The sequence below is a fragment of the Salipaludibacillus keqinensis genome, assembly GCF_003226325.1.
Lineage (GTDB): Bacteria > Bacillota > Bacilli > Bacillales > Salisediminibacteriaceae > Salipaludibacillus > Salipaludibacillus keqinensis.
The window spans coordinates 687,297-713,267 of sequence record NZ_PDOD01000001.1 but is presented as its reverse complement, the minus strand read 5'-3'; the positions used below and the strand labels follow the sequence as shown (position 1 = coordinate 713,267).

Sequence of the window (25,971 nt, the reverse complement as noted above, 5' to 3'; positions counted from 1 at the left end):
CTAGTAATAAATCGTGGGCAAACCCCACAATGGAGGAATTTTTCATGACACAAGGTACAGTAAAATGGTTTAACGCAGAAAAAGGTTTCGGTTTCATCGAAGTTGAAGGACAAGACGACGTATTTGTTCACTTCTCCGCTATCCAAGGCGAAGGTTTCAAATCACTTGAAGAAGGTCAAACAGTAAACTTCGACATCGAAGAAGGACAACGCGGACCTCAAGCTGCTAACGTTCAAAAGTAATAACATTTAAAAGGCCTTTTCATTAGGGCCTTTTTTATATGTCTTTTTTAGGCATCCCTCCCTCCTACACCCTCAGTGAAATAACAACTTCATTTACCTTCCAATTGTTTTATATCCAAAGAATACCTTGAAAATAAAAGTTATCCATATCAACAAAAGCGTTTTATTCCACAATTTTTATATCGGAATACATAATGTTGATTTTTTTATTAATAATATAAATGCAGGTTAAAACTAGAGTGTTTATATACTCTTTTGTAGCCTGATGAATTCAAATATACTTCAGCGGAGGTGAAAATTTTGAATAATCATGAAAAACGCAACGAACGATACAATCAACAGCAACGTAACAGTCAAAATAACGAGTTAGATTTAGAAAACTTGAATACAGAATTCGCTCAAGAAAATGATGCTCAGAACAACAATCAAAAACAAAATAAAAAAAACAACCGTCAAAAAAGAAACAATAAATAATTTGAATCGGTCGTCTCCCCCTACAAGGAGATGACCCATTTTTTCTGTAATGACCACCTCCTTTTCCGTTCAGCGCACCTTACATATTTAGATCCTTTTAGCTATATCGTTGAGAAACCCCTTCATTTAAGCTACGATGAAGTTACTGATTAGGGAGGATGAGGAAAACTATGCTAAGTCCACGTTTGCAATTATTCCATGACACGAAATTAGAAGAGTTAACGTTGCAACAAGCAAGAGAGTACATGGATCGAGGCCTAATATCCGCTAAAGATCTTGTACTTTTGTACATGCACCGCATCGCCACGTTTGATAAAGGGCCCAATGGACTGCATTCCATATTGGAAATCAATCCAGATGCTCTGCAGACTGCAGAAGCGCTCGATCAGGAAAGAAAAGAAACCGGTTATCGCAGTGCCTTACATGGAGTGCCCGTTCTAGTTAAAGATAATTTGGCAACTGCAGATAAAATGCACACCAGTGCAGGTTCAATAGCATTGAAAGATTCTTATGCCACAAAAGATTCCTTCGTAGTTAAACAATTGCGTGAAGCTGGTGCCATAATTCTTGGAAAAACGAACATGACTGAGTGGGCAAACTTCATGTCTGATGAAATGCCAAGTGGGTATAGTTCAAGGGGCGGACAGGTCATGAACCCATACGGCTCCTCATTTGACTGCGGAGGATCTAGCAGTGGTTCCGGTGCAAGTGTAGCAGCGAATTTTGCTATGCTTGCGATCGGAACTGAAACTTCGGGGTCAATCTTAAGCCCCGCCAGTCAAAATTCGCTCGTGGGAGTAAAGCCGACAGTCGGTCTCATTAGCCGCTCAGGGATTGTTCCTATTTCAACGACTCAAGATACTGCTGGCCCTATGGCACGAACTGTCGTCGATGCTGCATTAACGATGAATTCATTGACTGCGTTTGACCCTCTTGATCCAATTACCAATACAAACATACTTAGAGATACTGATTTCACTTCCAATTTAGATACGAATGGATTAGAAGGTGCAAAGGTGGGAATCGTTCGAGAAGGCATTTTCAAGTATATGACCGACGAACAACTTCCTATTGTAGAACAAGCCATCGCTCAACTACGTGATATGGGGGCTCATATCGTTGATGAGGTGACTATTCCATCCATGCAAGCTTCTTGGACGATGGATGTGATGACTTATGAATTCAAAGTCGCATTGAATGCTCACTTGAAAGACTATCATTCAATATCCGCTCCTAAAATGTTGGCTGAAATTATTGAATTTAATCGAAGAAACCCTGACGAAAGGTTGAAATACGGTCAATCCATCTTGGAACAATCGGAACAAACAAGTGGTACTTTAACGGACGCGGCTTACTTAAATGCCTTGACCTTTGACCAGTATAAAGCGAAGGAAGAAGGAATAGATGCTGTATTACAGGAGCATCAATTAGATGCCCTTGTATTCCCGAATAACTTTGGTGCCTCTATTCCTGCAAAAGCAGGCTATCCTTCAGTTACTGTACCAGCAGGCTATACGTCCGCTGGAGAGCCTGTAGGAATAACGTTTACAGGCTCGGCGTTCTCAGAATCCACCTTATTAAAATATGCCTATGCTTTTGAACAAGCTACAAAACAACGTAAAAAGCCTCAACTGTAAAAAGTATTATGATATAGAACCTAACCAAAGGGAATTTCTCTTCGGTTAGGTTCTTCATTTTATTTCTAGTCCCGAAATAATGTGTTACAATTGTAGTGAATTTTCAAACTAGGAGGAATCAACTTATGTCAGAACATCTTATTATATTAAATAAAGACGAAGATACCATTTCCATCGTGAATCTAGAAACGAATAAAGTGGAAAAAACGATTGATACAGACCATAATCCTCATGAAGTGGTCGTCACTAAAGATGGTAAAAAGTCTTATGTAGCTTGCTCTTTAGGAAACAAGTTGAATGTCATCGATAACGATACGTTTGAAATAGTAAAGCGCATCGAACACCCTGATTTCAGTTTCCCTCACGGTGTAGGCTTAACAAAAGACGGAAAAAAACTGTATTTGGCCTCTACATATAGTGAGAAAGTATTTATTATTAACACAGAAACGGATGAGATTGAGAAAGTCATTCCTACTTACCAAAAATACTCTCATATGATCTCTTTTTCTCCTGATGGACAGACCGTCTATATCCCTAATATCGGTAGCAATAATATCACAGTCATGGATGTAAAAACTGAAAAAATTACTAACCACTTCCCTGTTGGTCCCGGACCTGAAGGCGTAGCTGTTCATCCAAACGGACAACATCTTTATGTCGCCAACCAAGATGATGATACTCTCTTTGTCATAGATACTACATCGTATGAAGTTTTATATAAGCGACGTGTTGGAAACGTGCCCGTTCGGCTTGTTTTTTCTCCAGACGGTAAATACGCTCTTATTGCTAACCGACAATCCGGTGATGTCTCAGTCATCGAAACAGAGCAACAAATCAATGGAACCGTTCGACCTTGGGAAATAAAACGACTGCCCGTAGGGGTTTGGGCTGGCGGAATCGTATTTAATCAAGATGGCTCACATGCGTATGTTGCGAATAACAAAACCAATGACCTTTCCGTCATAAAAATGAGTACCCTTAAAGAAGAAAGACGTATTGACGTAGGGATCCATCCAGATGGTATAGCTTACGTTAAACGATAATCTAATCATCTTCCTCATAGAAAAAACGTCCAAACCTGGACGTTTTTTAGGGTATCAGCTTAAATGGGCTAAGCCCAAAGCTTATTTCATTGAAGCGATCATTTATTCAACCTAAACGCTTAGCATAGACAGTGTGTTTTGTTAGATTAATCTAAAAGTGGTCCCATCCCGGTATGATAATATAAATGAAAAAAATGGGCAAAGGAGTTCTGCTACGATGAAGATTTTTATTTCTGCAGATATTGAAGGAGCAACTGGAGTAGCTACTAACCACCAACTAAGAAAAAATGATGAGTACCAACGTTTTCGAAAATTCATGACTGAAGATGTAAATGCTGCCATAGAGGGTGCTTGTGAAGCTGGTGCAACAGATATTCTTGTTGCAGATGGACACGGAAATATGTCTAATATATTTATTGAAGACTTAGACCCAAGAGCAAGATTAATTACTGGAAATAATCGAGTGATGTGTCAGATGGAAGGACTCGATGAAAGTTTTGATGGGGTCTTTTTCATTGGTTACCATGGTCGAGAAGGTGGATCTGAAAGGGCCGTTATTAACCATACCTTAGCAGGAATTTGCGTGTGGGAAATCAAGATTAATGGAAGACCTGTAGGAGAAGCAGAAATGAACGCAGGTGTCGCCGGCCACTTCAATGTCCCCATCCTCATGCTATCTGGAGATGATGCCGTTTCAGAAGAAGTGAAAAAAACACTCCCCGACATGGAAACAGCTATTGTAAAGCGTGGCATAGACCGAATAGCTGCCGATTTATTGCCTCCTGTACGATCTCATGCTCTTATTAAAGAAAAAGCTAAAAAGGCCGTTCATAACCTTGAACGTGTGGTAGTCTATAAAGCGGAGCTCCCCGCCACTTTCGATATTACATTCAAGCGGACCAGCCAAGCGTTCATGACAACCACCATCCCCGGAGTAGAACTGATAGGCCCAAAGACTATTCGCTTTACTAGTGAAGACTATCTTACTGCATATAAACAAATGTGGGCTTGTGTCATCATCGCCATGGCAGCGACCGACGGAGTGCTTGGACAGATCAATGCTTAGACCAATACTACTACCTTTTTACCCCTTTCCAAATCGTCCAACGATCCTGATCATAAATTTCTATGTTATCAGGTACTTCCTTGTCCATAAATAATATCAATTGATCCAGTTCTTTATTCGTTAATTCATGAAGAATCGATCGTCCTTTTCGTGATCGCAAATCTGCCAAAAATGCTTTTTTTGAAAAATAATGATTTTTCGTTTCCCATACTTTTGTTTCTTCAATATGACTAAATACCGCGGCAGCTAATGAAAGTTTTATCGCTTCACTTGAGTACCTTCTCTTTAACTCTATTTCTTTTAGGTGAGGAAAAAGAGTAAAGAAATAGCCTCTCAAGTGAGTGTGGCTTCCTTCTATGAAGCAGTCATCCGGTGTTCGATCTTGCACTATTAATATTCCATCTTTACGCAAAATTCTATAAGTTTCTAGAAAAGCCATGTTTAAATCATCCAAATGATGAATCAACGCCCGTTGAAGCACAAGATCAAATCGATTGTCAGCTAATCCAGTCTTATAAGCACTCCCTAACTGGAAATTCACTGACTCCTCTTCTTTGCAAAATTCTTTTGCTTCACTAAGCATCGACACGGAGTTATCGATCCCTGTAACATGACCGATGCCTATTTTTTTCAATGCCTTAGTATAAATTCCACCGCCGCAACCTATATCTACAGCATCATTAACAAATTTATTTCCCACTAATCGTTGCAACGTGTCAAGCCAACGACCGTCAACTTCTCGATTAGTATATGATTTCCGATTATTCGGGTCATGAAAATCGATCATGATCAACCCCTCACATTCGTGGTCAAAGGCAAGCTGTTCAATCGTTTAACGTCACCTTATCCCTTGTTAGTTTATCCACTCAAGCATTTCCAGTCTATTTCCAAAAGGATCATGGACATATATGCGTTTTGCACCCGGCAAATCTACATCCACTATATAAGGAATCGTGGATTTATTTAAGGTGTGCTTCAGAATCTCTAGATCCTCCACCTCAAAGGCTGGATGAGCCTTTTTTGCCGGTGAAAATGGATCTTCAATCCCTACATGAATTTGTACGATTCCATATTTAAACCAAGCCCCACCTCTTTGTTTCAACGATTCAGGCTTATCCAATTCTTCAAATCCTAACACATTCATGAAAAATTCTCGAGCCTCTTCTTCAGAGTCTTTCGGTGCAGCAAGTTGAACATGATCAATTGCTTTAAACATACGCATACCTCCCTTATTCGTCTCTTCCCCTAAAGTATAAAACGTTTAGTATAATAAGGATAATACATATATATTTCAATTCTTGATAAGTTTTACTTATACACAGGAGGGACATCGATGAAGGTAGAAGATTATAAGCTACTTGCGACAATTCGAAGAGAAGGAACCATTCGAGCTGCAGCGAATACATTACATATTTCTCAGCCTGCTATTAGTCTACGATTGAAACAAATTGAACATCTTTGGGATCAAAAGTTATTTATTCGTAGTTATAAGCGAATGATTCCCACACTAGCTGGTGAAAAAGTCATTGCCTTTGCCGAGAAAACATTGGAAGGAGAAGAGAAGTTAAGAGACGATTTGTCAAGAATCGCAGAGACTATTGGTGGACGCCTATCTCTTGGAGTGTCATCCGTTGTTGGTCAATATTCCATTCCTTCATTATTAGGTAAATATATTGAGAAGTACCCTGATGTGAAGGTGGAATTGGTCACTGGATTGAGCGAAGAGATCGTCCAATCTAAATCGGATTTCCATGTCATAATTGTGCGTGGTGACAAAGCGGGAGCACTGAATCACCAGTTGCTTTTTTCCGATCGATTGTATTTGATCGGCCGGAAATATCTATCTAATTCAAAAGATAGACCACTCATCGAATTCCAAAGCGACCTTAGTCTTCATACCAAGATAGATGAATGGTTTAGTGCCAATCGTGAATGGAGTACAGATCAGAAAATAAAAGTGGACCAAATAGAGACGTGTAAACAGTTAATGATCCATGGCGTTGGCATGGCTGTTTTACCTGAGGTAGCTACTCGTGATTTGAATGAAGCCACCTATACATTTCAATCACTAGAGCTTGATGGGAAACCTCTAACGCGAGATACATGGCTATGCTTTGACGATCCCGCCAAAGAATTACCTCAAGTTCAAGCTTTTTTAGAAATGTTCGATTGAAAAATTAGGGCTTAGAGGAAAAAGCTAAAAAAACACAATTCCCGTCACAGAATTGTGTATCTAGTAAAGGCTCAAATATTAGCGGTTCTTTTCTTCATTACCAGGTAAACCTACTTTACCTCTAATGACATAGTCTTTTTTCACAGACAGGCCTGACTTTGTTTGACTCTCTTCACTTCGAGCCACCGTTGATCGATCTTGTGTTTTCAAATCTTTAAGTAATCGCTTTACATCTTTGAATAAGTCTTTTTTGTTCATTCACTCACCTGACTTTCTAATGTTCTGATGGATGGACGAACGGACAATTATCCTTTCGATTGACTCGGCTCACCTAGATGCTTTTCTAATTGTTTAATTCGATCATGAAGCTGTTCATTTTCTTCTTGGATCTCTTGAATTCTCAATCCTTTTGAAGAATAATGAGGGTCAGTTTCCCACCAATCCATCCCTATTTCTTTCGCTTTATCAACTGAAGCGACTAGTAGGCGGATTTTAATCGTCAACAATTCTACATCAGCGATATTCACTTGAATGTCTCCTGCAATGACTACACCTTTATCAAGTACGGTTTCCAACACATCAACAAGGCTGTTGGAAGCCGTCGATTGTTTGATTGGATCTCTGTTATTCATACTATTCCTCCTTCACAGTTGTGGTACAACACAATAACATTCCTATAACAAATTACCTAAAGGTCCAAGATCAATATTCAGATCTTCATCATCTAGATCGAACACTTCCTTTAGTTCTTCCATTTTTTCTTCCAAGTTCATTAAAGCAACCCCTAATTGTTCTTCCTGTTCATCAGAAAGAGTGCCACCTTCTACACGGCGCATTGCTTGGCGCTCAACAAGCTGTCGAAGCAGCTCCATAACGGTCATAACAAGCTGTGCCAATCCTTCTTCTGCTTTTTCAGGGTCTAAAGCAATTTTTCCTGTGGGTCTGTGAGCTGGCTCCCCACCACCGACTATCATTCCATGTTTAGCATCCATTGTATCTACACTCCCCTCTCTGATTGATTCATTTTCTCTTCTAATTCCATGACGCTAGGCTTTTGCCTTGATTCCATTAATGTTTCCACGGACGTCAACAGAATGCGCAAATCAAGATAAACGAGGTCTATGTCAGCGATCGATATGGTAATATCTCCTCGGAGAACAACTCCTTTATCAAGAACTGCGTCCAGAATATCGAGAAGGGAGACATCTCTATTTTTCATTGTTTCCGTTTGCATGTATGTCACTCCCATCTAGTTTTATTGTTCTGAAGTACCACTGACTGGACTCTTGAAATTGGCAAAGTGATAGGCAGGCCAAGGACCTGTGGATTCAAAACGCAAACCTTCTTTTTCTTCATCTGAGCGGTCTTGGTAGCCTTGAATAATCTGATTGAAAGTTTCTACGTTTTCACCTGATTGAAGAAGGTACACGCAATTCCACGCCATGGCGTCTTCTCTACCTGTTACTTTCTGATCCCAGTTTTTCTTGACTTCCGCATTCTGACTTAACTTTACTAATTGGTCATGAATGCCACTGCATTTCTTTTCGATCTCAACTTGAATTTGATCCTCAATAAACTGATCCAATTTCTTTCGGGCAAAGAATTGTTTTCCTTTTGACATTTCCGAAATCTCTTGTTTTTTTGCTTCAATGTCAGCATTATCTGTTATTACTTTCTCAGAGAATACTTTATGATCTGCGAAGATCTTGAGGTTCCATTCTTCTTTACCCTTTACTTGAGATAAAATTTCCTTCATCTCTTCGTTATATTGCGTGACCATCTCAATCAGTCGATCTTCGTTCTCAAAAATCGTCCCGAATTTCAAAGGAATGATAGTGAACGTATCGTGTAAAGTGTTCATTAGTTCATGATGATGAAAGGCTCGCTGTTGCAACCATTTCATATCCTCGACGTTCCGTTTGAAGTTTTCTTCTGCAAAGTCCTCAGGGCTTACTCTGCATATTACAGCTGTCAATTCATTAGAAGTGAACAATTCTACATGTTTTTCTGGATCGATTCCTTGTATATCACCTAGGTTCTTGGTGGTTGCTTCTTTTTCTGGCAAAAAAGCATAGACATAAATGAGATCATTGTTTTCAAGTTCAGCCACTTCATATTCACTCCTTCAGTTGCAATAGGGCGATGGAGAGCCAGGAATTATCTGTCTTCTTCCAATGACTCTCTTAACTGTTGCTGTTCAATTTCTTTTGCCACTCGGTACCGTATCATTAATTCTTCATATTGATTTTCATAAGCTTCTTCAGAGATTTCTTCCATTTCCATCATCATTTCCAAATGAACCATTTTTTGTTGTATATGATCCACATCATACAATTCTTTATCCACTTCTTCTTTTACTTTTTCACCTACAAAGACAATCGTATCGATGGGCCAAGTAAACAATTTATGGATCATGAGGCGTCATCTGCCTTGATTTTCACATCGATAAAGTTGTAGGCTGGCCATGGACCAGAATATTTAAAGTCAGCCCGATCTTTCCACTCTTCGTGAATCTCATTGACCTTTTTATCAAACTCTTCTTCTTCAGAACGATCTACGAGAAAAGAGGCATTTAAAAGCATTCGTTCACCGATGACTTCGTTGCTTTTAGCTGCGTCAGCTATTTTAGCCAACGGTTGAAACGCTTCGTTTTCAAATTCAAAGTGAATCCCTTTGACAAACTTTTGGGCAGCTTCTCCTACTCGAATTTTATCATAGTAGGTGATATCCTTTTTGCTTCCTTGAATCGACTCTTTCATCTTAGCTAAGTCTTTTTGTTTGCCAGCTTGATTTGTCATCCATTCCTTTTTACCAATAATCTTTAGACCAACTTCAATTTTGTTTTCTATACGTGGAAAAATGTCGTCGAACTTACTATATAAACGCTTCAACAATACTTGAATGTCATCTTTAGATTGTAATACATTCCCGAAGCTCATTGGAATAACCGTGGTCTTGTTCATGAGTCCTGCCACCATATTTTGGTGTGCTTTTAAGTTCTCTCTACTCGGCTCATATATTTGCACTGGAGCGTCCGCCACGACCATCGCTTGATCTTCATACGTAATGGTGTATGGTTTTCGATGTTCGCCCGCTAACTTCACTTTATCTAGTTGTAATTCAGCGTCAGCTTTAACTACAGCAAATAAATACACCCCTAAATCTCCACTCACTATAACCCTCCCCTTTCTTATAAAACTTTTCATTCATTAACTTATTTCTTCTACCCATTCTTCTGCGTCTTTGATTGTTTTGCCATCCAAACATTTCACTACGTGGGAAGCAAGGATATCTTTACAGACGGTTGTAAACTGTTGATTATCTGTGGAAATAGGTATTTCAGACTTTTTACATATTGTGGCGATCATTAATGATGCGCGGAGACTAGGTCCGTTTTTATTTTCTTTCTCACATGCTTTTCTCACTTTGCCTGTGATTTTTAAAATAATGTCGGCTTCTTTCGCTAGAATGTTACAACGATTACGTAGAATTTCACGTTCTGTCTGCGTCTCATTGTTCATTTCTATCGTAATCATTCTATCTATTAAAGCATCTTGCGTGTCAAACACGCCTGCATATTCTTCTGGGTTGGATGTGAAAATGACTCGGAAATCTTTATGAACTTTTAAAAATGATTGCTTTTGCTTCGTTCCGTATAATGGAAGAACCCCTTCTTCTAGCACGGACAAAAATAAATTATTTGTTTCCGGTGATGAACGTGAAAATTCATCATAAATAAGAGTATACCCTTTTTGAATCGCTTCTACTAAACGACCCGGATGCCATTTCTCCTTGACTTCCTCTTGTTTTTTATACACTTGACGAACAAAGTTATCAATTACTTTCTCGCTGGTAAATCCTGCTATACTACCAATCAAATCCTCATTATTCATTTCATGATTGCCATGTAACAGCATCACAGGACGGTCAAACTTACTTGCTAAATGAAGGGCCAAAGCTGTTTTCCCTACGCCTGTTGGTCCAGTTAAGTGAAGAGGATAGCCTGCTTGTAAATAAGGTGTGGTTCTTGAGACAAGCTCTTTAATTCTATCCGTTTCAACGAAATCAGACCGATCCATCGGTTGACGTTTCGTTTGTTTTCTTTGATTAGGAATTTGCTTTTGTTCCGTTTTTTTATTTTCCGAAGTAGAACCTTTTTCAGATCTTTTTCGCATTCTTTCTGCTCTTGTATCCAATGTTTTCTGCGGCCTAGTTCCAGGCGCTTTTTTTCGGGAAGTACGTGCTGGTTTGTTTTTCAACTCTGTCTTTGAACTTCTTTTTTCTTTCGTTTGCTGCTGTAACTTACCTTCTGTACTAGCCAACCACTTTACCTCCCCTCTTCATCTTCACGCTTGACAGATGTTCGTTTTCTTAAACCAATGCGTTCAAAAGAAGTGACTTCAAGGTCATCATTTAATTTAGCAATATATTCACCTATGAGTTGATCACGACCATATCTTTTCATATATTCCTTTTCTTCGATCACTTCAAGCCGTACTTCCCAATATTCATCTTTTTCGTTAACTGAAGTAATTCGGTGAACTGGTCTCACGTGGTTCTCAAAAAAAGAACTAACTGTATCCATAATTTCCTCTAGTTTCATCACATTTCCCGCCTTTTCTTGAAAATAGAAGCGGGCATATGCTCATCACATATGCCGCTTTGAAATTTATTACTAGTTATTATGCGAAATTAAGCTGTTCTTGACCTCTTCCATCATCTGAGGTTTCTAAATCAATTTCCCCTTGTACTTCGTCTCTAAGAAGTCCCACTGCTTCAGCATAACGCAACCATGTGTCCACACTTGCGATAACAACTCGGGCTTCTATTGTAATTAATTCAATACCGACTAAAGATATACGAGCGTATAAATCGATCACAACACCCTTATCTAGAATTCGGTCTACTACTTCCGCTAAACTTGAGGAATCTGTACTTTTTTGAATAGCCATTTCTCATCTCTCCTTTAAGGTTTTTTTATTTGGTCAACACCTTTAATGCTGCTCGCACCTTTGATATCTCCATATCCTTTGACATCAGAATACCCTTTTAAATCACTAGCCTTTTTAATGCCATCATTCTTTGAGTCATTGGAATCATCAGGGTTCGTCAGTTCATTATCTTTTACTTCTTCTTTGGCATTTTCCGCTTGTTCCTTTATCTTACCCTTCGCTTCTTGCGCTCGCTCTTTTCCTTCTTCAGCCTTTTCTTTCAGCTGTTCACCGGCACCTTCAAGATTTTCTTTTATATCATCTTTAGCTTCTCTGACTTTTTCAAAAGTATCATAGAATTTCTTTCCAATCGCCGTGGCTGCGGCTGCGTTTTTTGTTTTAGGCATATCATCCGCAACATCTTCAGCCTCATCTTTCGCTTCGTCCTTCACTTCTTCTTTCACCGCTTTAAAAGACCTTTTCGTTTTTTGACGAATATCTTTATTGGCCATTAAAGCCGCTCCACTAGAAAGAACAGCACCACCGGCTAGCAGAGCTTTCTTAGCAGCATCACCAGTAATCAAGGAATCTTGATCGTTCTCTTCTGACATGGTTCGTTGACACCACCTCTCTTTTCAGAAAATTGAATCTATGGCGTTATTTTACAAGATGGTCTCACCATGGGCATTTCCTTTATTTCATAGATATTAAACAAGCAATCAGAAATTAGAAAACATTACATCATGGTGGCCAACTTTCAATTTAGGAAAAACTCTAATCGGCCGTTACCTTACCTAGAAAAAATCCATCTACGTCGTTTAATTTACCTCGCCACAACACTGATCCTTCTGAGGGAAGAGATTTCCCTGATTCACTAAATAATTTAGCTTCTTCTAAATGTACATAGTTAGCTGAAGGTTCTTCTTCTTCCTCTAAGGCATCCACTGCAGATTGCAATTTATCATTTATTTCTTTTTCTACTTCATCCTCTTGTGAAAATTCTTTAGATAATTTTTCCAAGTAGTCTTTCGCAGCGATGACGGTACCTGTAACAACCGTGCCTTTTACGTTAAGCGTAATGTCAAAACTATAGTTTTTTGTATTAGCTGTTTCAATCAGCAGTTGTAAGACGGTATCTACATCGGTATTCATTGGTTTATCACTCATTTCATCACCTCTTTATAAAAAGCTACACTAATAAATAATCGTAAATAAATTAGGAAGAATTCCCCTCAATGTGTCAAAACGTGAGCTCCCCCCGTTTAAATCGAAGGGGTCTCACGTCGGTCACACTTCCACATAGTTCTCAAAGAATACGCAATAAATTTCAAAAATTAAATCCTAAAGACCTACACTGTTAAAATGAACGTTTATTTAGAACTTTTTGAAGTTGAGCTTCCAGAACTCTTTGTAGTAGTTCCGCGTTTAGTTCCAGTCGTCTTTTTTGTTGTGTTTGATTTAGAAGGGCTCTTTCTACTAGTAGACTTCTGCTTGTCATCTTCAGAAGAATCTTCTTTTTCAGATGAAGACGATTTTGTTTGAACCTTCGTCTTTTTATCGTCTTCCTCCTCCGGTTCTTCACTTTCTGCTGCATCTTCTTCTTCATCTTCAGAAGAATCGTCTTTATCCTTGTCTTCTTCTTTTTCTTCTTTTTCTTCTTTTTGTTCTTCTTGTTCTTCCTTCTTATCATCTTGTTCTTCTTGTTCTTCTTGTTCTTCCTTCTTATCATCTTGTTCTTCTTCTTTGTCTTCATCATCCTCTTTGTCTTCTTCATTTGACTTAGAAGAACCTTCGACAAGTTTGCTAATGCTTTCCTCTATTTTAGTAAGTCTGTCTCCAAGTGCTTTATTTTCTTCTTTTAAATTGTTGTAATTCTCCGATGAACTCTCACCATCTTCATCATCTTCTTCAGTATCATTCTCTTCTTGAGAGTCATTGTTTGAACCTAACCATTTTTCTCTCTTCTCATTCAAAGATTCTGCAGCTAGTTTCGCTTTGTCTTTAGCTGCTTTACCCATTTCTAGTCCTTTACTTTTCCATTGTTCGCCATCAATTCTCTTTACGCTTTCTTTTATCTTATCTCGATTTTCTTGAGATACTGCATAGCCAACAGCCGCTCCAACGATTGATCCTACAACGGCTCGCTGAATAGGTTTAGCCCCTTTATCTTCATTTGTATTTTGTTCGTTACTCTCTTCCAAAGTTGAATCTTTTTCTTCTTTTGCCATGTTACATACCTCCATATATTGTTAATCTTTGTTTTAAAAAGTAATTATTTTGAGTCAGCTAATTTTGTCAGCATTTCCTCAATTTTATCTAAACGTTCATTTAGATTTTTATTTTCTTCTTTTAATTCATCATAATCTTCAGAAGATGATTCTTCATACTCTTCTTCTGTTGGTGCTGCTTCTTCTTCAGCCTCAGACGTAGTTTCTTCATCCTCGTCGTTCTCGTTCAGTCCAATTTTCTCTTCCAATTTTTCGGTTACTTTGTTAGGAATAGGAAGTGGAATTTTGTTCTCTGCTTTTTGAATGTAACTAGATATAGACTTTTTCACACTACCTACTGCTTGTTCTGTCACCATGTCTTGAACTGATTTGGTCAGTTCTGACCCGACCATTTTCATTACTTGTGAAGTAGCCACCGTTCTGAGGACTTTTTTTCCTTTATCAGAACTTGATAGTAATCCTGCCCCTGCACCAAGTGCACTTCCAATGAGGACATAATTTAATGATGATTGTTCATTTTGTTGTTCTTCTTTATTCGCCATGTATAAACATCTCCTTTAGTAATAATCTCAATTACACCATTGTGTATAATTAGCTATACCACAACATGTTTTCTTCAAACCATTACAAAAATGTTACATGGCCTATAAGGCTTTCATTTGTCCTGAATTTCTTATTATCCAGAGTTTTGAAATCGGCAAACGCGAATAAAATCCTATCCTAAAAGACCTTCAAAACAGCGTTCCGATTCCGAGAGCCTTTCATTCTATGGGCATTCTAACCCCTTTATATAGATGAATTAATTACCTTTTTTTTTCACATTTCCATTATCCTTGTTTTAAATACCTTGGGCATTAAAGAAAGCACGTTCGATCGTTTAAATCGCCTCATCTCTCTCCGCAAATGGCAGAATCCCCAAATCATATAAGTATCCCAGTCTTGAACTGTAATCGTTCGTTTTGTAACGAGACCCTTTTCAGACATATAAATCATTTCAATAGGTTGACTCCTCAACTTACACCTTTCAAACATCTTTTCCATAGTAGATCCTCCTAAAAATATGTTAAATTAAAATTATTATACGAACAAATGTTCTTTTTAGCAACTATTGATATTTCCAATGAAACTTTTAAGAGTTTATTTTGCTAACTTTTAAAGGATTTTTGTTTATGAAAGAGAATGAGTTATTTAGAAGAGGAGTGATCTATAATGGGTAATATTGTTCGTTGGGGAATTTTAAGCAGTGCTAATATTGCGAAGAAATCGATGGTCCCGGCCATTCACGAAGCGGATAATGCTGAACTAGTCGCTGTAGCCAGCGAGAGCGGAAAAGGGCAAGCTACAGCAACAGAATGGAATGCTAAAACCTACTATGATTCGTATGAAGAGCTTCTTAAAGACCCACAAGTAGATGCTGTTTATATTCCTTTGCCAAATAGTCTTCATAAGAAATGGGTGATTGAAGCTGCTAAACATCAGAAACACATTTTAGTTGAAAAGCCAGCTGGAATAACTTCTGATGAAATCCTTGAAATGGGCGGTGCTGCAAGGCAAAATTCAGTTTTATTTATGGAAGCGTTTATGTATCAGTTTCATCCACAACATCAATTTGTGAAACAACTGTTACTTGATGGCGCTATTGGAAAGGTGAGAAGAATCCGTTCTTCATTTTCTTTCCCTCTTGATTTAACAAGCGACAATATTAGGTTGAAGCAAAATTTAGGAGGCGGATGTCTCTATGATGTTGGCTGCTATAACGTCCATGTTAGTCGGTTTATTCTTGAAGAAGAACCCTTAAAAGTTTTTTCTTCCGCACGGAAATTAAATAATTCAGGAGTGGACATTTCGGCTACAAGTATTCTCACGTTTGAACATGCAGATGCAGTGATCGATTGCAGCTTTGATGAAGCAAAGGTCAACCGTTATGAAGTGATAGGTTCGAAAGGGACAATAGAAGTACCTTTCGCATTTCGGCCAGACCAGAACCCGAATGAAGGAAAAGGTGAAGTGATTCTAAAAAATATGGACGGAGAAGTGCTTGATCATCAATTTTTTGAAGCAAACCAGTTTACATTACAAGTGCAACATTTTTCCCAATGTATCCTATCCGGGGATGATCCGAAGTATACCCCTGAAAGTACGTATAACAATATGAAAGTCATCGAAGCTCTGTATAAATCTCAAGGGTAAAAAATGGGCAGGCTCTTAAATCGATAAACAATCGGTTTATAAGCTGCCCTTTTAGTTATGGATAGGTTAAAGAAAAGGTTTGTCCATATGGGTTCGTTTGGTTCTGTTTCTATTAGAAGCTTCTATATAGTATTCTAAATACAAAAACAGCTCTGAAGCAAGAGCGCTTCAGAGCCATTGAGATACAAGTATATAGGCGCCTACCAGGAGCCATAGCCATACACCAGGTCATAAACCAGGCAGTTTGAATTTCCTAGAATTTGGTCTAGTGTCGGCTTCTTTAGGGATTCCTCATTCTCCATGGGAACGACAATTTTCTCGAGAATTTTTCATAAGTACCCCTCCTCAACTATCATTATACCCACTAAGGTATAAAACGATCAACTATTGAAGTTATTTGCTAAATGACTTATTCTTTAATTAGTAAATATTTACTGTTTTTAAAGGGGGGATTATATATGGGCAACACCTATTTTTTCACAGGGTATCCTGGTTTTTTGGCGCAAGCACTCATAACTGAAACGTGTTCATCTCACCATCCGATTGATCACATTTATTTGTTAATTCTTCCTGAGATGAAAGAAAAAGCACAAAGACATGTAGCTTCACTGATTGACGAAAAAAAATTACTTCGGCCTGATCAACTAACATTGCTAGAAGGAGATATTACTAAAGCAGACTTAGGTTTGAATCCATCTACCCTACAAACTCTTTATTCGGTGGTCACTCATGTGTTTCATTTAGCAGCTATTTACGATTTATCTGTTCCTCAATCTCTTGCCGAAAAAGTCAATGTGGAAGGGACAAAGCATGTAACAGATTGGGCAAAAAACCTTAAGAGACTTGAGAGGTATGTGTATTTCAGTACCGCTTATGTATCTGGTAAGCGCGAAGGAAAAATCTACGAAGCTGAACTGGAAATGAACCAATCTTTTAAAAACCATTACGAAAAAACAAAGTATGACGCAGAAGTATATGTAAGAAATCATCGAGGGGATCTCCCGACCACCATCATTCGCCCGGGGATCGTCAGAGGTCATTCCCTTACAGGAGCAACGATTAAATTCGACGGCCCTTATTTTATCCTGCGCATCTTTGACCAATTCAAAAAAAGTCCTTGGATTCCCTATTTAGGTCAAGGGAAAGCAGAAGGGAATTTCGTACCTGTAGATTATGTTATTCGTGCCTCTATTTATTTAGCTCACCTTTCAAAGGGACAAGGGAAAACGTATCATTTAACAGATCCAGCTCCCTTTCGAATGTTCGAGGTGTATGAAATGCTCATGAAAGAATATTTGGGACGTCGTCCGAAAGGAAGAATCCCGATGAATTTGGCCGAAAAAAGCATGGCCGTTCCACAATTCCGAAAGTTCACGTCCGTTCAAAGAGAAGCCATGAGCTATTTCACATACATGTCTTCTTACGATTGTCGGCAAGCCTATCGTGATTTAGAAGGGAGCGGTATATCTTGCCCTTCATTTGACCGTACGTTAAAAACGATGGTGGAATATTATAAGGAGCATAAAGATGATTTGGACAAAAGGGTTGAGATTAGATAAATATAGGAAAAAACATATGAGGAAAAACAACTTACAAGTGAACAGTCGTTATGACTGTTCACTTGTTCGCCGAAAAAATTGATGTTCAACCACCTGGTTTCGACCATTTTCTTTAGCTTGGTACAAAGCTATATCTGCTTCATTAATAAAGGTATCAACAGTTTTCGGGCGAGAAAACTCACTCACTCCACAGCTGATTGTCACTCTTTTTACTTTCGGAAATGAAGTGGTCGCTATCGTTTCCCTCATTTTTTCCGCAATTAGTCTTGCCTCGCTTTGACGAGTATTTTCTAATACAATGATGAATTCTTCTCCACCCCACCTACCGATCGTCTGTCCCTTACGAAGTGTAGTTGATAGCTTGATACTTACTTGTTTTAATACATCATCACCCGTAGCATGACCGAATTGATCATTGACCTTTTTGAAATGATCAATGTCGCATAAAATGAGAGATAACGAATGAGTTGAAGGAGTATAGGAATCGATTTGTTTCGTCAACTTATCCATGATATGACGACGATTAAACAGACCCGTTAGGAAATCAGTGTGCGCTAACTGCTCCATTACTTTTGAGTGGACGGCTTTCTCTAAATGGGATTCTCTAACTTGATTTAACACATAATATACCACGATGCATACAAAGTTTGCTCCGAAAATGTGAATAAATAATTGAATAGCTACTGAGGCTTGATCTGTTGTGATGGCATACATCTGTTCCATATAAATTAAGTATGATACTGAGATTGCTAGGACCAGAATGTATTGCGTTGCTGCATACAAAAGTGCCCTTTTCGCTGGTAGAAATAAAAATGGCAAAACAAACAGTAATCGAAGTCAATAAATAAAGTTACCGATGCCCCCATCAAATATGCGGTGTTCAAAGAAAAATGCGTGAAATGTTTTCGCTATAAAATAGATGCAGACTAGCAAAAAGAACTAAACCAGATGTTGATTAGGTCTTTAGAATGATGTTTTCTTTTTATATTACATGGAAATCCCCTGTCTGAACAGGGTTTAATGACAAATACACTCTTATTTCAACAACAGGAGTAAAAAGTACTATCTACAGAAAGAAAACGCTCAGCTTTTAAGCTAAGCGTTTCTATCTACTTATATCTTTTACGAGGTTTTTCAATTTCATTGTTGTGAGAAATACTATGCTCTTGTTGACCATCTTCAGGTAAACTCTCTTTTGGAGTCTTATTGTTATTCATAGACGCATTTCTTTGTGGGTTTCTCTTCTTCATCCCAGGTTCCTCCTTTAAACAAAGTTACCTATAGTTTGAAGAAGAAGTTCCTTAATTATTCTTTACGTTTGACCTGCTTTTCCTCCAAAGCTGCAATTTTCTGCTCCATCTTCTTCAATTTTGTTTCCGTTTGGCCTACTAAAAGTAAGGCGAAGCTTGCGACTAATAAGGCGATCCAGACCATGAATTCCACCTCAGTTTCTCATTTGACTATTATAATTTAAACGGCTGACGTTTGCCGTAGGTTAATGTACGCCAAGCCCACTCCGCAGGACCGAATCGATATTTCTTTACCCAAAGGTTACTCAGCCAAATTTGCAACCCGAAAAGAATAGCTGCGATGATTAACCAATAGACAGGTCCTACCTCAGCAAATAACCCTAATCCGTAATTATAGAAAATCATCGTAGAAACAACTGTCTGAAACAAATAATTACTTAGAGCAAGTCGTCCAACTGCTCGTAACGGATTGAACAATTTTCTCCAGGTCTCGTGACGGGTAAGCAATATAATTGATGTCATGTAGAAAAAGCACAGGGCAGGTCCTCCAATAACCGAACCAACAAAATATGTCATCATGTAGACGGAAACCTCCGCTCCCTGTTCAAAATAGCTGAATACATACAAGCTGTTAAATGGCAGTCCGATCACCAAACTCCAAACACAAACTTTTCGAAAAAAAGGCAGGTGACTGTCTATATTTTTATACAACCCTTTTTTTGCAACATAAACGCCGAATAAAAACATGCCTAAAATGACTGGCATCATAAATAAATAATTCGTGAACATAAATGAATAATCAGCTGCTCTTTGTGTAAAGATCTCAGCGACCGTCCCGGATCCATAGACTGCAATGGACTGTTCCAACATTTGCATACCAAGGGCAGTGGATGCCGGGTCTGCCGGAATCATATCACCCGCAAGAAAGACAAGCAAAGCCATGAAAGAGATAAATGCGGCAGGAATGATAATGAGCAGGAACGCCCAAATGAGAACAGTTTTAGGTTTTCTTTTATAAAATAAAAGAAGAAATAATCCTGTAATGGCGTAAATAATTAAAATATCCCCATACCAAAGCCCAAAGGCATGAATCAAGCCAATGATTAAAAGGAAAAATAACCTTTTAAGAAATAGCTTCCGTGGAGAAGTAACTTTCTCTGTTGCTCGCTCTAAAAAAATGATGAATCCTAGACCAAATAAAAATGAAAACATGGTAAAGAATTTAGATGAAGTGAAGAAATTTATGAGAAATTCCGCAAATACGTGATAACTCTCTGACCACATCATCACGTCAGTCATCATTAAATATACAGCAGGGGAAGCAAAAAACGGCATATTAGCCACTAGAATACCTAGTAACGCAAACCCGCGAATCATATCTAATTCGTGAACACGGTTTTCGGAAGATATTGGCGTTGAATAGATAGTGTTTTTCATCACTCCGACTCCTCTTTTCCATTCATTGTTAAAACAATCATTAATCGTTTGTACTTTTTGTTAGGAACGTTAAATCTTCCTATCTTTGAAAAACACTTTCCTGTCGCACCAACTTCTCATGTAATTCTTCTAGCGTCCCTTCGTCATCAATATGAAATTCAGGTTCCTTTCGATCAATGACACACCCTTTCACGAGAAATGTCTTCATCCCAATTTGTGACGCCGCCATGTCCTCTTGCTTATCGTTACCGACCATGATGCACTCTTTTGGAGTCACGTTCAGTTTGGCACATATGTGTTCATAGTAATGGGTGTGAGGCTTCGTATAGGTACTTTCTTCGTAAACAGTGACCAATTCAAATGGAAGATCCTCAATCTCAGCCCATTTAAGACGATGATAAATCGCTGCTTTAGGAAAAACTGGATTCGTTGCCACCGCTACGCGGAAACCTTGGTTGATCGCTTCTTTAACTACTTTTCTTCCCATAGGTGTCGGTCGGCATAAATAAGAAAAAGTCGGAAAAACCTTTTCATAGAATTCATCCAACGTAGGCCATATATCTTGTCTTTCCAAACCGGACATGGATAAAAATGTCTCCTCGAAGACGTGCTCATTCGTTCGTTCGTGATCAATATTACTCATCATCGCTTTCGTTCCACCCCATAAAGCTTTAATGAATATCTCAGGTTCTATAATATGCGATACTCTTCCTGCTAATTCTTTCATGTAGGTTTCTACAAACGCTTCTGTATCCATCGGTAATAGTGTGCCATCTAAATCAAACAAAATTACTTTCATCATCGTCAACCTATCTCCGTTTCATTGTTTAATAGTTTCGCTAAGTAGTATTCATCGAGTGCTTCTCCGTTCATCATTAGGGATTGTCGTTTCAACCCCTCTACTTCGTATCCCTTCTTCTTATATAAGGCTAAAGCTGCTTCATTATGAACCATGGTCGTTAATTCGAGGCGGGTCACACCTTGCTGGACAGCCCAATCTTCAGCTTCGTCCATTAATTCAGTCCCAATCCCTCTACCTTTAAACCGTTTCAACACGCCTAAAACAAGGTAAGCTCTATGCCTCGTTTTGTTGGTTTTGTTTCCTAAAGCGATTAAATACCCGACCAATTGGTTATCTTCTTCCGCCACAAAAAAGGCAGAATGTCCTGATAAAGATTCGATCATCGTCTCTGCTTGATTTGTGGAAATCATTCTCTCACCTGCTTCATAAAGCATGAATTGAGATTCTTTATCAATCGTTTCTAAAAGAGACTTCAGTTGTTCAAGATCTGATTTGCTCACTTTTCTTATATTCATCTATGTAACTCCTTTTTTCGATCTTAAAAGATGGAGCCCATGATCAAGGCGATCAGCGGCCCTAAGATTACAAACCCTAAAAATAACGCCACGAATTTCATTGGTTCTGACAAACCACTCTTTTGTTCATTTAAAGCGTCTAGTTTATCATTCATCTTTTTTAGTTCCTCTAAAATTTGTTTATCGTCTCTTCAGACATAGAAACCTCCTTCATTCAATATGGATCCCCTTACTATTTTAGCATATTAAGGAAATGATACTTCACACAAACACGAGAAGTTCTTTGCCATTTCGCATAAATTGATCCTCTCTTCTCATATATTGAAAAGATAAATACTTTAGAGGAGCGATTTCATGGCCATCCAACGAGGAACTCATATCATTCATACTGTTATACCTGGAGAAACCATTTATAGTCTTGCCATTAGATATGAAAGCGATGTAGATACGATTGTTCGTGTAAACGGAATCTACCCTCCATTTACCGATCCATTTATCATTTTTCCAGGGCAAGTTCTTGTCATTCCAAGATTAACTGTTGATCCAACAGAAACGTTTTATGTCGTTCAACCGGGTGATAGTTTAGGCATGATTGGACAACGTTTTTCTTCCGCACTATCTGTCATTGCCGGAACGAACCCTACCGTCCAAAATCCTAACTTCATTTTCCCTCAGCAGCAATTACGCCTCCCTGTCTTCACTTATGACGTTGAATCAGGGGATTCCTTATTCGCTATTTCTCAAAAAACAGGGGTCCCTTTAGAAAATATCTTGTTAGCGAACAGCTTTAGACCAAGTATTTCGCCTGATCTTATTTACGAAGGGATCAAGCTGCTTATTCCTATCCCTGCATCTGAAAATATCGTCGTTTACCAACCACTTCCTGGCAGCACGATCCAAGATAATGCACAGTTAGAAGGTTATGCAAGAGCATTTGAAGCGAACGTCTTGTATCGTCTTGTGGACGCCAATGATACAGAGGTTGTTGCCGAGTCGTTTACAACGGCAGACTTCGCCGGCCCTAACTACGGTAGATTCCGAGACACTCTTTCATTCGAAAGAGAACCCACCGCCTCAACCGGTGAACTGCAAGTGTATACAAGAAGTGCCCAGGATGGATCCATCCAGGATTTAGTCCAACTTAACATAGTGTTTGGTTAATATACTCTTGAAAAGCATCTAGTGTAGACGCCAGATGCTTTTTTCATTCATTACTAAACTGAACTAACAGACATCAAAACTGCTAACATTTAGTCCCTGAGTTGAATTCGTATCATGATTCATTTAAGTTCATTCTATTTTAACATTTATTTGGATTAAATTTCCAAGTTCTTTCGATTAGTTTTGACTTGATTATCTGAAAATAGATGTATCTCGCTATAGAAGATTAGTTCAATCTAGCTACGACCAAATTTAACTCTTTATGTCCCGGTACTTTCTTTGACAAATCTACTAATTCGCAGTAATATATGATAGGTAATTCCGATATAAATGATAAGATTAGGAGGAGTAACACATGACTGTACAAACTCAATCAATCAATAGACAGGAAGATACCATTAAGTCTACTGCTCCAGAATTAAATAAACCTCAAATGAAATTAATTGTTGGTGGTTTAATCGTCTCTGGAGCGCTGATGGTTCATCTCATGATGACACAAGAAGCAATGCATTCATTATTATTAATCATCGGCTTATTGCTCGGGTACACATTGTTCCATTCAAGGTTCGGCTTTACTTCAGCCTTTCGTCGACTAATGTCAGTCGGTAACGGACAAGCTGTTCGCTCGCATATGTTTATGCTCGCTGTAGCGGTCACGTTGTTCGCACCAATTTTAGCTTTTGGTCTGTCTTTCTTCGGTACTGATGTCGCTGGATATGTGGCGCCTGTAGGAGTAAGTCTCGTTGTAGGGGCTTTTATTTTCGGGATTGGCATGCAACTCGGCGGAGGATGTGCATCGGGCACACTGTTTGCTGTCGGTGGAGGTCGCTCGGTTATGTTTATCACGTTAATTTTCTTTATTATAGGATCAACGATTGGTGCTTACCATCTCCCGTTTTGGACGGAAGATATGCCAGCTGCTGAACCGATTTCATTAGCCACATCAACAGGCTTTGGTTATGGTGGTGCTTGGGCTTTGTCTATTGCTTTATTTGGACTAATAGCTTGGATTACGCTTGTCGTAGAAAGAAAGAAAAATGCTCCAAAAATGGGGCCAGTCCCTAGTGAAAAAGGGTGGAAACGTATTTTCCGAGGATCATGGCCTTTACTAATAGCAGGAGTGGTTCTAGCAGTACTCAACGCTTTAACGTTGATGACTCGTGGCGAACCTTGGGGGGTTACGTCGGCATTTGCACTCTGGGGATCTAAAGTAGCTGAGGTTGTAGGATTTGACGTAGCAAGCTGGGGATATTGGCAAGGAGACGCAGCCACTGCACTCCAATCATCAATCTTTGCCGATACGACAACTGTCTTGAATTTAGGCGTCATCTTCGGTGCTTTCCTCGCCTCTGCAGCAGGTGGTTTGTTTAAGTTTTCGAAAATCACAGGAAAAAATGCCGCCGCATCAGTCATTGGCGGTCTCATGATGGGATACGGTGCGCGCCTTGCCTTCGGTTGTAATATCGGTGCTTACTTCGGAGGAATTGCATCCTTTAGTTTACATGGTTATATTTGGGGCATTCTGGCACTGGCCGGAACCTTCTTAGCCCTATTCTTACGACCGCTGTTCGGGCTTTCCGTACCAAAGCCTCGAGATACGTTTTGTTAATTTTATAGAATCAGAAAAAAACCACGACTATGGAGTCGTGGTTTTTATTACATTTAGCTAAGCTTAGAATATCATCCGAGCAGTCAAACCAGCTTTTTGCCTGAAATTGACCGTGCCACATGCACTCCTGAACTAGTTGCGCCAATGGAACCGGCACCAGGGAAGATATTGTCCCCACATAACCACAATCCGTCCACTTTTGTACGATGTTGAACAGCATTCCACAAAGCATTTTCTTTTGTTTGTGGGAATCCACCAACGCCACCACCTTGCCGTTTCACAAATCTTTCCCATGCTCGTGGTCCACCAGTAATTTCATACATAAAATGATCATCGTCTATTCCCGGCATTAATTGTTTAAGCTTCGACGTTACGCTGTTTAAGATGACCTTAGACTGCTGCTCATATTGTTCCTGTGTCTGCCACTCATTCAAATTAATATGTGTAGACACCGTCATCGTACGAAAGCCAGCGGATGCCCGTAAATGATCCCCTTTTTCTGATAAGGACATAAAAAAATGGTTCGCTCCAGATGGCTCGAGTTTAGGATTTACCATAACTTGATGAAACAAATTCATCTCCCTTGGAACGGCTTCATCTTTTATAGCTAAGTAGGTCGTAAATGTGCCCCACTGCTTCGTTGGATCCTCTTTTTTCTTGAGAGAAGGTTGAATTTCCCTATACGTTTTTTCATCCAAGAGTGTCTTTATATTCGATAAAGGCACGTTCATCACTACATGATCTGCTTTGTACTCGTTCCCGCGATGATCGCTAATCACCCAATGATCCTTCTTTTGAATAGACACGACTTCTCTAGGTTTCTTCGCTATTCCACCATTTTCTTTGATTGATGAAACAAGATCTTCTGCTACTCGAAATAAGCCACCTCTAACATAAAAGGCACCATGGTGATAAATATCAAGGGCGGTCGCTCCCATCATCAGTTCACACTTATCAGCTGTGGTCTGCATACTGTCCATGAGGACACCATTAATAAAATGAATAAACGAATGACATTCTTCCAGTCTGTGCTTCTTTACCAAAAATCCAAGCGTGCGCCCTAGATAAGGAATAAGCGTCACAGACATAGGCGAAAATCCTCTGAGTAAAGCTTGTAGTTCTTGTATGGACTTAGGTGGTAACACAGGATAATGGAGCATGTGCTTTCTTAACGATTGACCGATTCGCCACACTTCGTTGAAAAAATTCATTATTCTAAGAGCATCCACCGGCTCTTCTTTTTCCCACATTGATAAAAATCTCGATCGTTCCGTGAAATATGGAAACACTCTGTCTCCTATTCTTACATCCATAACAGTTTCTAAGGGAAGAACATCTGAATGGATCGACAAGGAATCGTTGATTTTTCTATGTAAGCCATTCTCCTCAAAGCCCATCCCAAGCGTGGCTCCAACGGGGAAAGTGAAGTTTTTCCGACGGAATTTCCCGGCACAGCCGCCCCATTCAGCCGCGGCTTCAAGTAAAGTGACTTCATATCCTTCTTTTTGCAACAATGCTCCTGCGGTTAAGCCTGCAAAACCTGAACCGACAACAACCACTTTCTCAGTCATCACGTCTCCTCCTCTATATACTTTTATTATGTAGAAACGCCGATGCTATTGCAATTATGTTGGGCTGATACTATTTTCGTTCA

General features: G+C 39.1%; 35 protein-coding genes. 10 read left to right on the top strand and 25 right to left on the bottom strand.

The genetic code is table 11. From position 1 onward, the window contains the following. The first annotated feature begins 44 nt into the window (after positions 1-44). The 5 genes from CR194_RS03695 (at position 45) to CR194_RS03675 (ending at position 4,462) form a co-directional block, all read left to right on the top strand. On the top strand, positions 45-242 hold the full coding sequence (locus CR194_RS03695) for a cold-shock protein (RefSeq protein WP_110608275.1): 198 nt from the start codon (positions 45-47) through the stop codon (positions 240-242). A 300-nt stretch (positions 243-542) separates the two neighbouring features. After that, a complete protein-coding gene (locus CR194_RS03690; RefSeq protein WP_199228144.1) occupies positions 543-716 on the top strand; it encodes a hypothetical protein in 174 nt (57 codons plus the stop codon). 170 nt (positions 717-886) lie between these two features. Then, on the top strand, positions 887-2,353 hold the full coding sequence (locus CR194_RS03685; protein WP_110608273.1) for an amidase family protein: 1,467 nt from the start codon (positions 887-889) through the stop codon (positions 2,351-2,353). A gap of 125 nt (positions 2,354-2,478) precedes the next feature. Continuing rightward, complete coding sequence (locus tag CR194_RS03680) at positions 2,479-3,396, top strand: YncE family protein (RefSeq protein WP_110608272.1); 918 nt, start codon at positions 2,479-2,481, stop codon at positions 3,394-3,396. 217 nt (positions 3,397-3,613) lie between these two features. Beyond that, positions 3,614-4,462, top strand: a complete 849-nt coding sequence (locus tag CR194_RS03675) for a M55 family metallopeptidase (RefSeq protein WP_110608271.1) — start codon at positions 3,614-3,616, stop codon at positions 4,460-4,462. A gap of 10 nt (positions 4,463-4,472) precedes the next feature. On the opposite strand, the gene CR194_RS03670 is transcribed toward CR194_RS03675, so the two are convergent. Both CR194_RS03670 and CR194_RS03665 read right to left on the bottom strand, forming a co-directional pair. Next, positions 4,473-5,249, bottom strand: a complete 777-nt coding sequence (locus CR194_RS03670; protein WP_233254215.1) for a class I SAM-dependent methyltransferase — start codon at positions 5,247-5,249, stop codon at positions 4,473-4,475. A gap of 66 nt (positions 5,250-5,315) precedes the next feature. Next, positions 5,316-5,684, bottom strand: coding sequence for a VOC family protein (locus CR194_RS03665; protein WP_110608270.1), 369 nt, complete (start codon positions 5,682-5,684; stop codon positions 5,316-5,318). A 111-nt stretch (positions 5,685-5,795) separates the two neighbouring features. Here CR194_RS03665 and CR194_RS03660 point away from each other — a divergent pair, with 111 nt between their 5' ends. Next, a complete protein-coding gene (locus tag CR194_RS03660) occupies positions 5,796-6,635 on the top strand; it encodes a LysR family transcriptional regulator (RefSeq protein ID WP_110608269.1) in 840 nt (279 codons plus the stop codon). A gap of 78 nt (positions 6,636-6,713) precedes the next feature. On the opposite strand, the gene CR194_RS03655 is transcribed toward CR194_RS03660, so the two are convergent. The 15 genes from CR194_RS03655 to CR194_RS03585 form a co-directional block, all read right to left on the bottom strand. Further along, entirely contained in the window at positions 6,714-6,893 is a 180-nt protein-coding gene (locus CR194_RS03655) for a hypothetical protein (RefSeq protein ID WP_110608268.1), read from the bottom strand. A 47-nt stretch (positions 6,894-6,940) separates the two neighbouring features. Beyond that, a complete protein-coding gene (locus tag CR194_RS03650) occupies positions 6,941-7,267 on the bottom strand; it encodes a gas vesicle protein (protein ID WP_110608267.1) in 327 nt (108 codons plus the stop codon). 42 nt (positions 7,268-7,309) lie between these two features. Continuing rightward, on the bottom strand, positions 7,310-7,627 hold the full coding sequence (locus tag CR194_RS03645) for a gas vesicle protein K (protein WP_233254214.1): 318 nt from the start codon (positions 7,625-7,627) through the stop codon (positions 7,310-7,312). A gap of 5 nt (positions 7,628-7,632) precedes the next feature. Then, complete coding sequence (locus CR194_RS03640) at positions 7,633-7,869, bottom strand: gas vesicle protein (protein ID WP_110608266.1); 237 nt, start codon at positions 7,867-7,869, stop codon at positions 7,633-7,635. Positions 7,870-7,890: 21 nt separating this feature from the next. Continuing rightward, the gene (locus CR194_RS03635) at positions 7,891-8,745 is read right to left on the bottom strand and encodes a GvpL/GvpF family gas vesicle protein (RefSeq protein ID WP_110608265.1); all 855 of its coding nucleotides are present in this window, start codon (positions 8,743-8,745) and stop codon (positions 7,891-7,893) included. A gap of 47 nt (positions 8,746-8,792) precedes the next feature. Further along, positions 8,793-9,050 carry a gas vesicle protein GvpG gene (locus CR194_RS03630; RefSeq protein WP_110608264.1) on the bottom strand — a complete coding sequence of 86 codons (258 nt, stop codon included), beginning with the start codon at positions 9,048-9,050 and terminating at the stop codon, positions 8,793-8,795. Further along, a complete protein-coding gene (locus CR194_RS03625) occupies positions 9,047-9,808 on the bottom strand; it encodes a GvpL/GvpF family gas vesicle protein (protein WP_158282161.1) in 762 nt (253 codons plus the stop codon). Before CR194_RS03625 ends, CR194_RS03630 begins: the two co-directional genes overlap by 4 nt. A gap of 36 nt (positions 9,809-9,844) precedes the next feature. Then, the gene (gvpN, locus tag CR194_RS03620) at positions 9,845-10,957 is read right to left on the bottom strand and encodes a gas vesicle protein GvpN (protein ID WP_233254213.1); all 1,113 of its coding nucleotides are present in this window, start codon (positions 10,955-10,957) and stop codon (positions 9,845-9,847) included. Positions 10,958-10,962: 5 nt separating this feature from the next. After that, complete coding sequence (locus tag CR194_RS03615) at positions 10,963-11,238, bottom strand: gas vesicle protein GvpO (RefSeq protein WP_110608262.1); 276 nt, start codon at positions 11,236-11,238, stop codon at positions 10,963-10,965. Positions 11,239-11,317: 79 nt separating this feature from the next. Next, the gene (gvpA, locus tag CR194_RS03610; protein ID WP_110608261.1) at positions 11,318-11,587 is read right to left on the bottom strand and encodes a gas vesicle structural protein GvpA; all 270 of its coding nucleotides are present in this window, start codon (positions 11,585-11,587) and stop codon (positions 11,318-11,320) included. 14 nt (positions 11,588-11,601) lie between these two features. Next, positions 11,602-12,177: a hypothetical protein gene (locus CR194_RS03605; RefSeq protein WP_110608260.1), complete on the bottom strand. Its 576-nt coding sequence runs from the start codon at positions 12,175-12,177 to the stop codon at positions 11,602-11,604. 163 nt (positions 12,178-12,340) lie between these two features. Then, positions 12,341-12,733, bottom strand: a complete 393-nt coding sequence (gvpU, locus tag CR194_RS03600; RefSeq protein WP_110608259.1) for a gas vesicle accessory protein GvpU — start codon at positions 12,731-12,733, stop codon at positions 12,341-12,343. A gap of 203 nt (positions 12,734-12,936) precedes the next feature. Then, a complete protein-coding gene (gvpT, locus tag CR194_RS20380) occupies positions 12,937-13,794 on the bottom strand; it encodes a GvpT/GvpP family gas vesicle accessory protein (RefSeq protein WP_199228115.1) in 858 nt (285 codons plus the stop codon). 44 nt (positions 13,795-13,838) lie between these two features. Continuing rightward, positions 13,839-14,336, bottom strand: coding sequence for a YtxH domain-containing protein (locus CR194_RS03590; protein WP_110608258.1), 498 nt, complete (start codon positions 14,334-14,336; stop codon positions 13,839-13,841). Between the two features lie 274 nt (positions 14,337-14,610). Further along, on the bottom strand, positions 14,611-14,835 hold the full coding sequence (locus CR194_RS03585) for a hypothetical protein (RefSeq protein ID WP_110608257.1): 225 nt from the start codon (positions 14,833-14,835) through the stop codon (positions 14,611-14,613). A 168-nt stretch (positions 14,836-15,003) separates the two neighbouring features. Between CR194_RS03585 and CR194_RS03580 the strand changes: the two genes are divergently transcribed. Continuing rightward, positions 15,004-15,984, top strand: coding sequence for a Gfo/Idh/MocA family protein (locus CR194_RS03580; protein WP_110608256.1), 981 nt, complete (start codon positions 15,004-15,006; stop codon positions 15,982-15,984). A 458-nt stretch (positions 15,985-16,442) separates the two neighbouring features. Continuing rightward, the gene (locus CR194_RS03575) at positions 16,443-17,543 is read left to right on the top strand and encodes an SDR family oxidoreductase (protein ID WP_110608255.1); all 1,101 of its coding nucleotides are present in this window, start codon (positions 16,443-16,445) and stop codon (positions 17,541-17,543) included. 48 nt (positions 17,544-17,591) lie between these two features. On the opposite strand, the gene CR194_RS03570 is transcribed toward CR194_RS03575, so the two are convergent. The 7 genes from CR194_RS03570 to CR194_RS20640 all read right to left on the bottom strand — a co-directional run bounded on the left by CR194_RS03570 (position 17,592) and on the right by CR194_RS20640 (position 21,702). Then, positions 17,592-18,326, bottom strand: a complete 735-nt coding sequence (locus tag CR194_RS03570) for a GGDEF domain-containing protein (protein ID WP_110608254.1) — start codon at positions 18,324-18,326, stop codon at positions 17,592-17,594. A gap of 326 nt (positions 18,327-18,652) precedes the next feature. After that, a complete protein-coding gene (locus CR194_RS20170) occupies positions 18,653-18,793 on the bottom strand; it encodes a hypothetical protein (RefSeq protein WP_158282160.1) in 141 nt (46 codons plus the stop codon). 55 nt (positions 18,794-18,848) lie between these two features. Beyond that, a complete protein-coding gene (locus tag CR194_RS20645) occupies positions 18,849-18,977 on the bottom strand; it encodes a hypothetical protein (RefSeq protein WP_269845692.1) in 129 nt (42 codons plus the stop codon). A gap of 29 nt (positions 18,978-19,006) precedes the next feature. Further along, positions 19,007-20,230 (bottom strand): DUF418 domain-containing protein, encoded by a 1,224-nt coding sequence (locus tag CR194_RS03565; protein WP_110608253.1) that lies wholly within the window; start codon positions 20,228-20,230, stop codon positions 19,007-19,009. Positions 20,231-20,309: 79 nt separating this feature from the next. Beyond that, the gene (locus CR194_RS03560; RefSeq protein WP_110608252.1) at positions 20,310-21,032 is read right to left on the bottom strand and encodes an HAD family hydrolase; all 723 of its coding nucleotides are present in this window, start codon (positions 21,030-21,032) and stop codon (positions 20,310-20,312) included. 2 nt (positions 21,033-21,034) lie between these two features. Further along, positions 21,035-21,547, bottom strand: a complete 513-nt coding sequence (locus tag CR194_RS03555) for a GNAT family N-acetyltransferase (protein WP_110608251.1) — start codon at positions 21,545-21,547, stop codon at positions 21,035-21,037. Between the two features lie 23 nt (positions 21,548-21,570). After that, on the bottom strand, positions 21,571-21,702 hold the full coding sequence (locus CR194_RS20640) for a hypothetical protein (RefSeq protein WP_269845691.1): 132 nt from the start codon (positions 21,700-21,702) through the stop codon (positions 21,571-21,573). A 199-nt stretch (positions 21,703-21,901) separates the two neighbouring features. Here CR194_RS20640 and CR194_RS03550 point away from each other — a divergent pair, with 199 nt between their 5' ends. Together CR194_RS03550 and CR194_RS03545 are read left to right on the top strand one after the other, a co-directional pair. Beyond that, the gene (locus CR194_RS03550) at positions 21,902-22,708 is read left to right on the top strand and encodes a LysM peptidoglycan-binding domain-containing protein (protein WP_110608250.1); all 807 of its coding nucleotides are present in this window, start codon (positions 21,902-21,904) and stop codon (positions 22,706-22,708) included. 355 nt (positions 22,709-23,063) lie between these two features. After that, entirely contained in the window at positions 23,064-24,317 is a 1,254-nt protein-coding gene (locus tag CR194_RS03545) for a YeeE/YedE family protein (protein WP_110608249.1), read from the top strand. An 83-nt stretch (positions 24,318-24,400) separates the two neighbouring features. Here CR194_RS03545 and CR194_RS03540 read toward each other — a convergent pair whose 3' ends face one another. Beyond that, positions 24,401-25,888, bottom strand: a complete 1,488-nt coding sequence (locus CR194_RS03540) for an FAD-dependent oxidoreductase (RefSeq protein WP_110608248.1) — start codon at positions 25,886-25,888, stop codon at positions 24,401-24,403. Positions 25,889-25,971 lie beyond the last annotated feature (83 nt).

What these genes read in the sequence shown, in the direction of transcription:
- CR194_RS03695 (WP_110608275.1), top strand. Translation starts at nt 45, where the DNA reads ATGACACAAGGTACAGTAAAATGGTTTAACGCAGAAAAAGGTTTCGGT.
- CR194_RS03685 (WP_110608273.1), top strand. Translation starts at nt 887, where the DNA reads ATGCTAAGTCCACGTTTGCAATTATTCCATGACACGAAATTAGAAGAG.
- CR194_RS03680 (WP_110608272.1), top strand. Translation starts at nt 2,479, where the DNA reads ATGTCAGAACATCTTATTATATTAAATAAAGACGAAGATACCATTTCC.
- CR194_RS03675 (WP_110608271.1), top strand. Translation starts at nt 3,614, where the DNA reads ATGAAGATTTTTATTTCTGCAGATATTGAAGGAGCAACTGGAGTAGCT.
- CR194_RS03670 (WP_233254215.1), bottom strand. Translation starts at nt 5,249, where the DNA reads ATGATCGATTTTCATGACCCGAATAATCGGAAATCATATACTAATCGA.
- CR194_RS03665 (WP_110608270.1), bottom strand. Translation starts at nt 5,684, where the DNA reads ATGCGTATGTTTAAAGCAATTGATCATGTTCAACTTGCTGCACCGAAA.
- CR194_RS03660 (WP_110608269.1), top strand. Translation starts at nt 5,796, where the DNA reads ATGAAGGTAGAAGATTATAAGCTACTTGCGACAATTCGAAGAGAAGGA.
- CR194_RS03655 (WP_110608268.1), bottom strand. Translation starts at nt 6,893, where the DNA reads ATGAACAAAAAAGACTTATTCAAAGATGTAAAGCGATTACTTAAAGAT.
- CR194_RS03650 (WP_110608267.1), bottom strand. Translation starts at nt 7,267, where the DNA reads ATGAATAACAGAGATCCAATCAAACAATCGACGGCTTCCAACAGCCTT.
- CR194_RS03645 (WP_233254214.1), bottom strand. Translation starts at nt 7,627, where the DNA reads ATGGATGCTAAACATGGAATGATAGTCGGTGGTGGGGAGCCAGCTCAC.
- CR194_RS03640 (WP_110608266.1), bottom strand. Translation starts at nt 7,869, where the DNA reads ATGCAAACGGAAACAATGAAAAATAGAGATGTCTCCCTTCTCGATATT.
- CR194_RS03630 (WP_110608264.1), bottom strand. Translation starts at nt 9,050, where the DNA reads ATGATCCATAAATTGTTTACTTGGCCCATCGATACGATTGTCTTTGTA.
- CR194_RS03615 (WP_110608262.1), bottom strand. Translation starts at nt 11,238, where the DNA reads ATGAAACTAGAGGAAATTATGGATACAGTTAGTTCTTTTTTTGAGAAC.
- gvpA (WP_110608261.1), bottom strand. Translation starts at nt 11,587, where the DNA reads ATGGCTATTCAAAAAAGTACAGATTCCTCAAGTTTAGCGGAAGTAGTA.
- CR194_RS03605 (WP_110608260.1), bottom strand. Translation starts at nt 12,177, where the DNA reads ATGTCAGAAGAGAACGATCAAGATTCCTTGATTACTGGTGATGCTGCT.
- gvpU (WP_110608259.1), bottom strand. Translation starts at nt 12,733, where the DNA reads ATGAGTGATAAACCAATGAATACCGATGTAGATACCGTCTTACAACTG.
- gvpT (WP_199228115.1), bottom strand. Translation starts at nt 13,794, where the DNA reads ATGGCAAAAGAAGAAAAAGATTCAACTTTGGAAGAGAGTAACGAACAA.
- CR194_RS03590 (WP_110608258.1), bottom strand. Translation starts at nt 14,336, where the DNA reads ATGGCGAATAAAGAAGAACAACAAAATGAACAATCATCATTAAATTAT.
- CR194_RS03585 (WP_110608257.1), bottom strand. Translation starts at nt 14,835, where the DNA reads ATGGAAAAGATGTTTGAAAGGTGTAAGTTGAGGAGTCAACCTATTGAA.
- CR194_RS03580 (WP_110608256.1), top strand. Translation starts at nt 15,004, where the DNA reads ATGGGTAATATTGTTCGTTGGGGAATTTTAAGCAGTGCTAATATTGCG.
- CR194_RS03575 (WP_110608255.1), top strand. Translation starts at nt 16,443, where the DNA reads ATGGGCAACACCTATTTTTTCACAGGGTATCCTGGTTTTTTGGCGCAA.
- CR194_RS20170 (WP_158282160.1), bottom strand. Translation starts at nt 18,793, where the DNA reads ATGAAGAAGAGAAACCCACAAAGAAATGCGTCTATGAATAACAATAAG.
- CR194_RS20645 (WP_269845692.1), bottom strand. Translation starts at nt 18,977, where the DNA reads ATGGTCTGGATCGCCTTATTAGTCGCAAGCTTCGCCTTACTTTTAGTA.
- CR194_RS03565 (WP_110608253.1), bottom strand. Translation starts at nt 20,230, where the DNA reads ATGAAAAACACTATCTATTCAACGCCAATATCTTCCGAAAACCGTGTT.
- CR194_RS03560 (WP_110608252.1), bottom strand. Translation starts at nt 21,032, where the DNA reads ATGATGAAAGTAATTTTGTTTGATTTAGATGGCACACTATTACCGATG.
- CR194_RS03555 (WP_110608251.1), bottom strand. Translation starts at nt 21,547, where the DNA reads ATGAATATAAGAAAAGTGAGCAAATCAGATCTTGAACAACTGAAGTCT.
- CR194_RS20640 (WP_269845691.1), bottom strand. Translation starts at nt 21,702, where the DNA reads ATGAATGATAAACTAGACGCTTTAAATGAACAAAAGAGTGGTTTGTCA.
- CR194_RS03550 (WP_110608250.1), top strand. Translation starts at nt 21,902, where the DNA reads ATGGCCATCCAACGAGGAACTCATATCATTCATACTGTTATACCTGGA.
- CR194_RS03545 (WP_110608249.1), top strand. Translation starts at nt 23,064, where the DNA reads ATGACTGTACAAACTCAATCAATCAATAGACAGGAAGATACCATTAAG.
- CR194_RS03540 (WP_110608248.1), bottom strand. Translation starts at nt 25,888, where the DNA reads ATGACTGAGAAAGTGGTTGTTGTCGGTTCAGGTTTTGCAGGCTTAACC.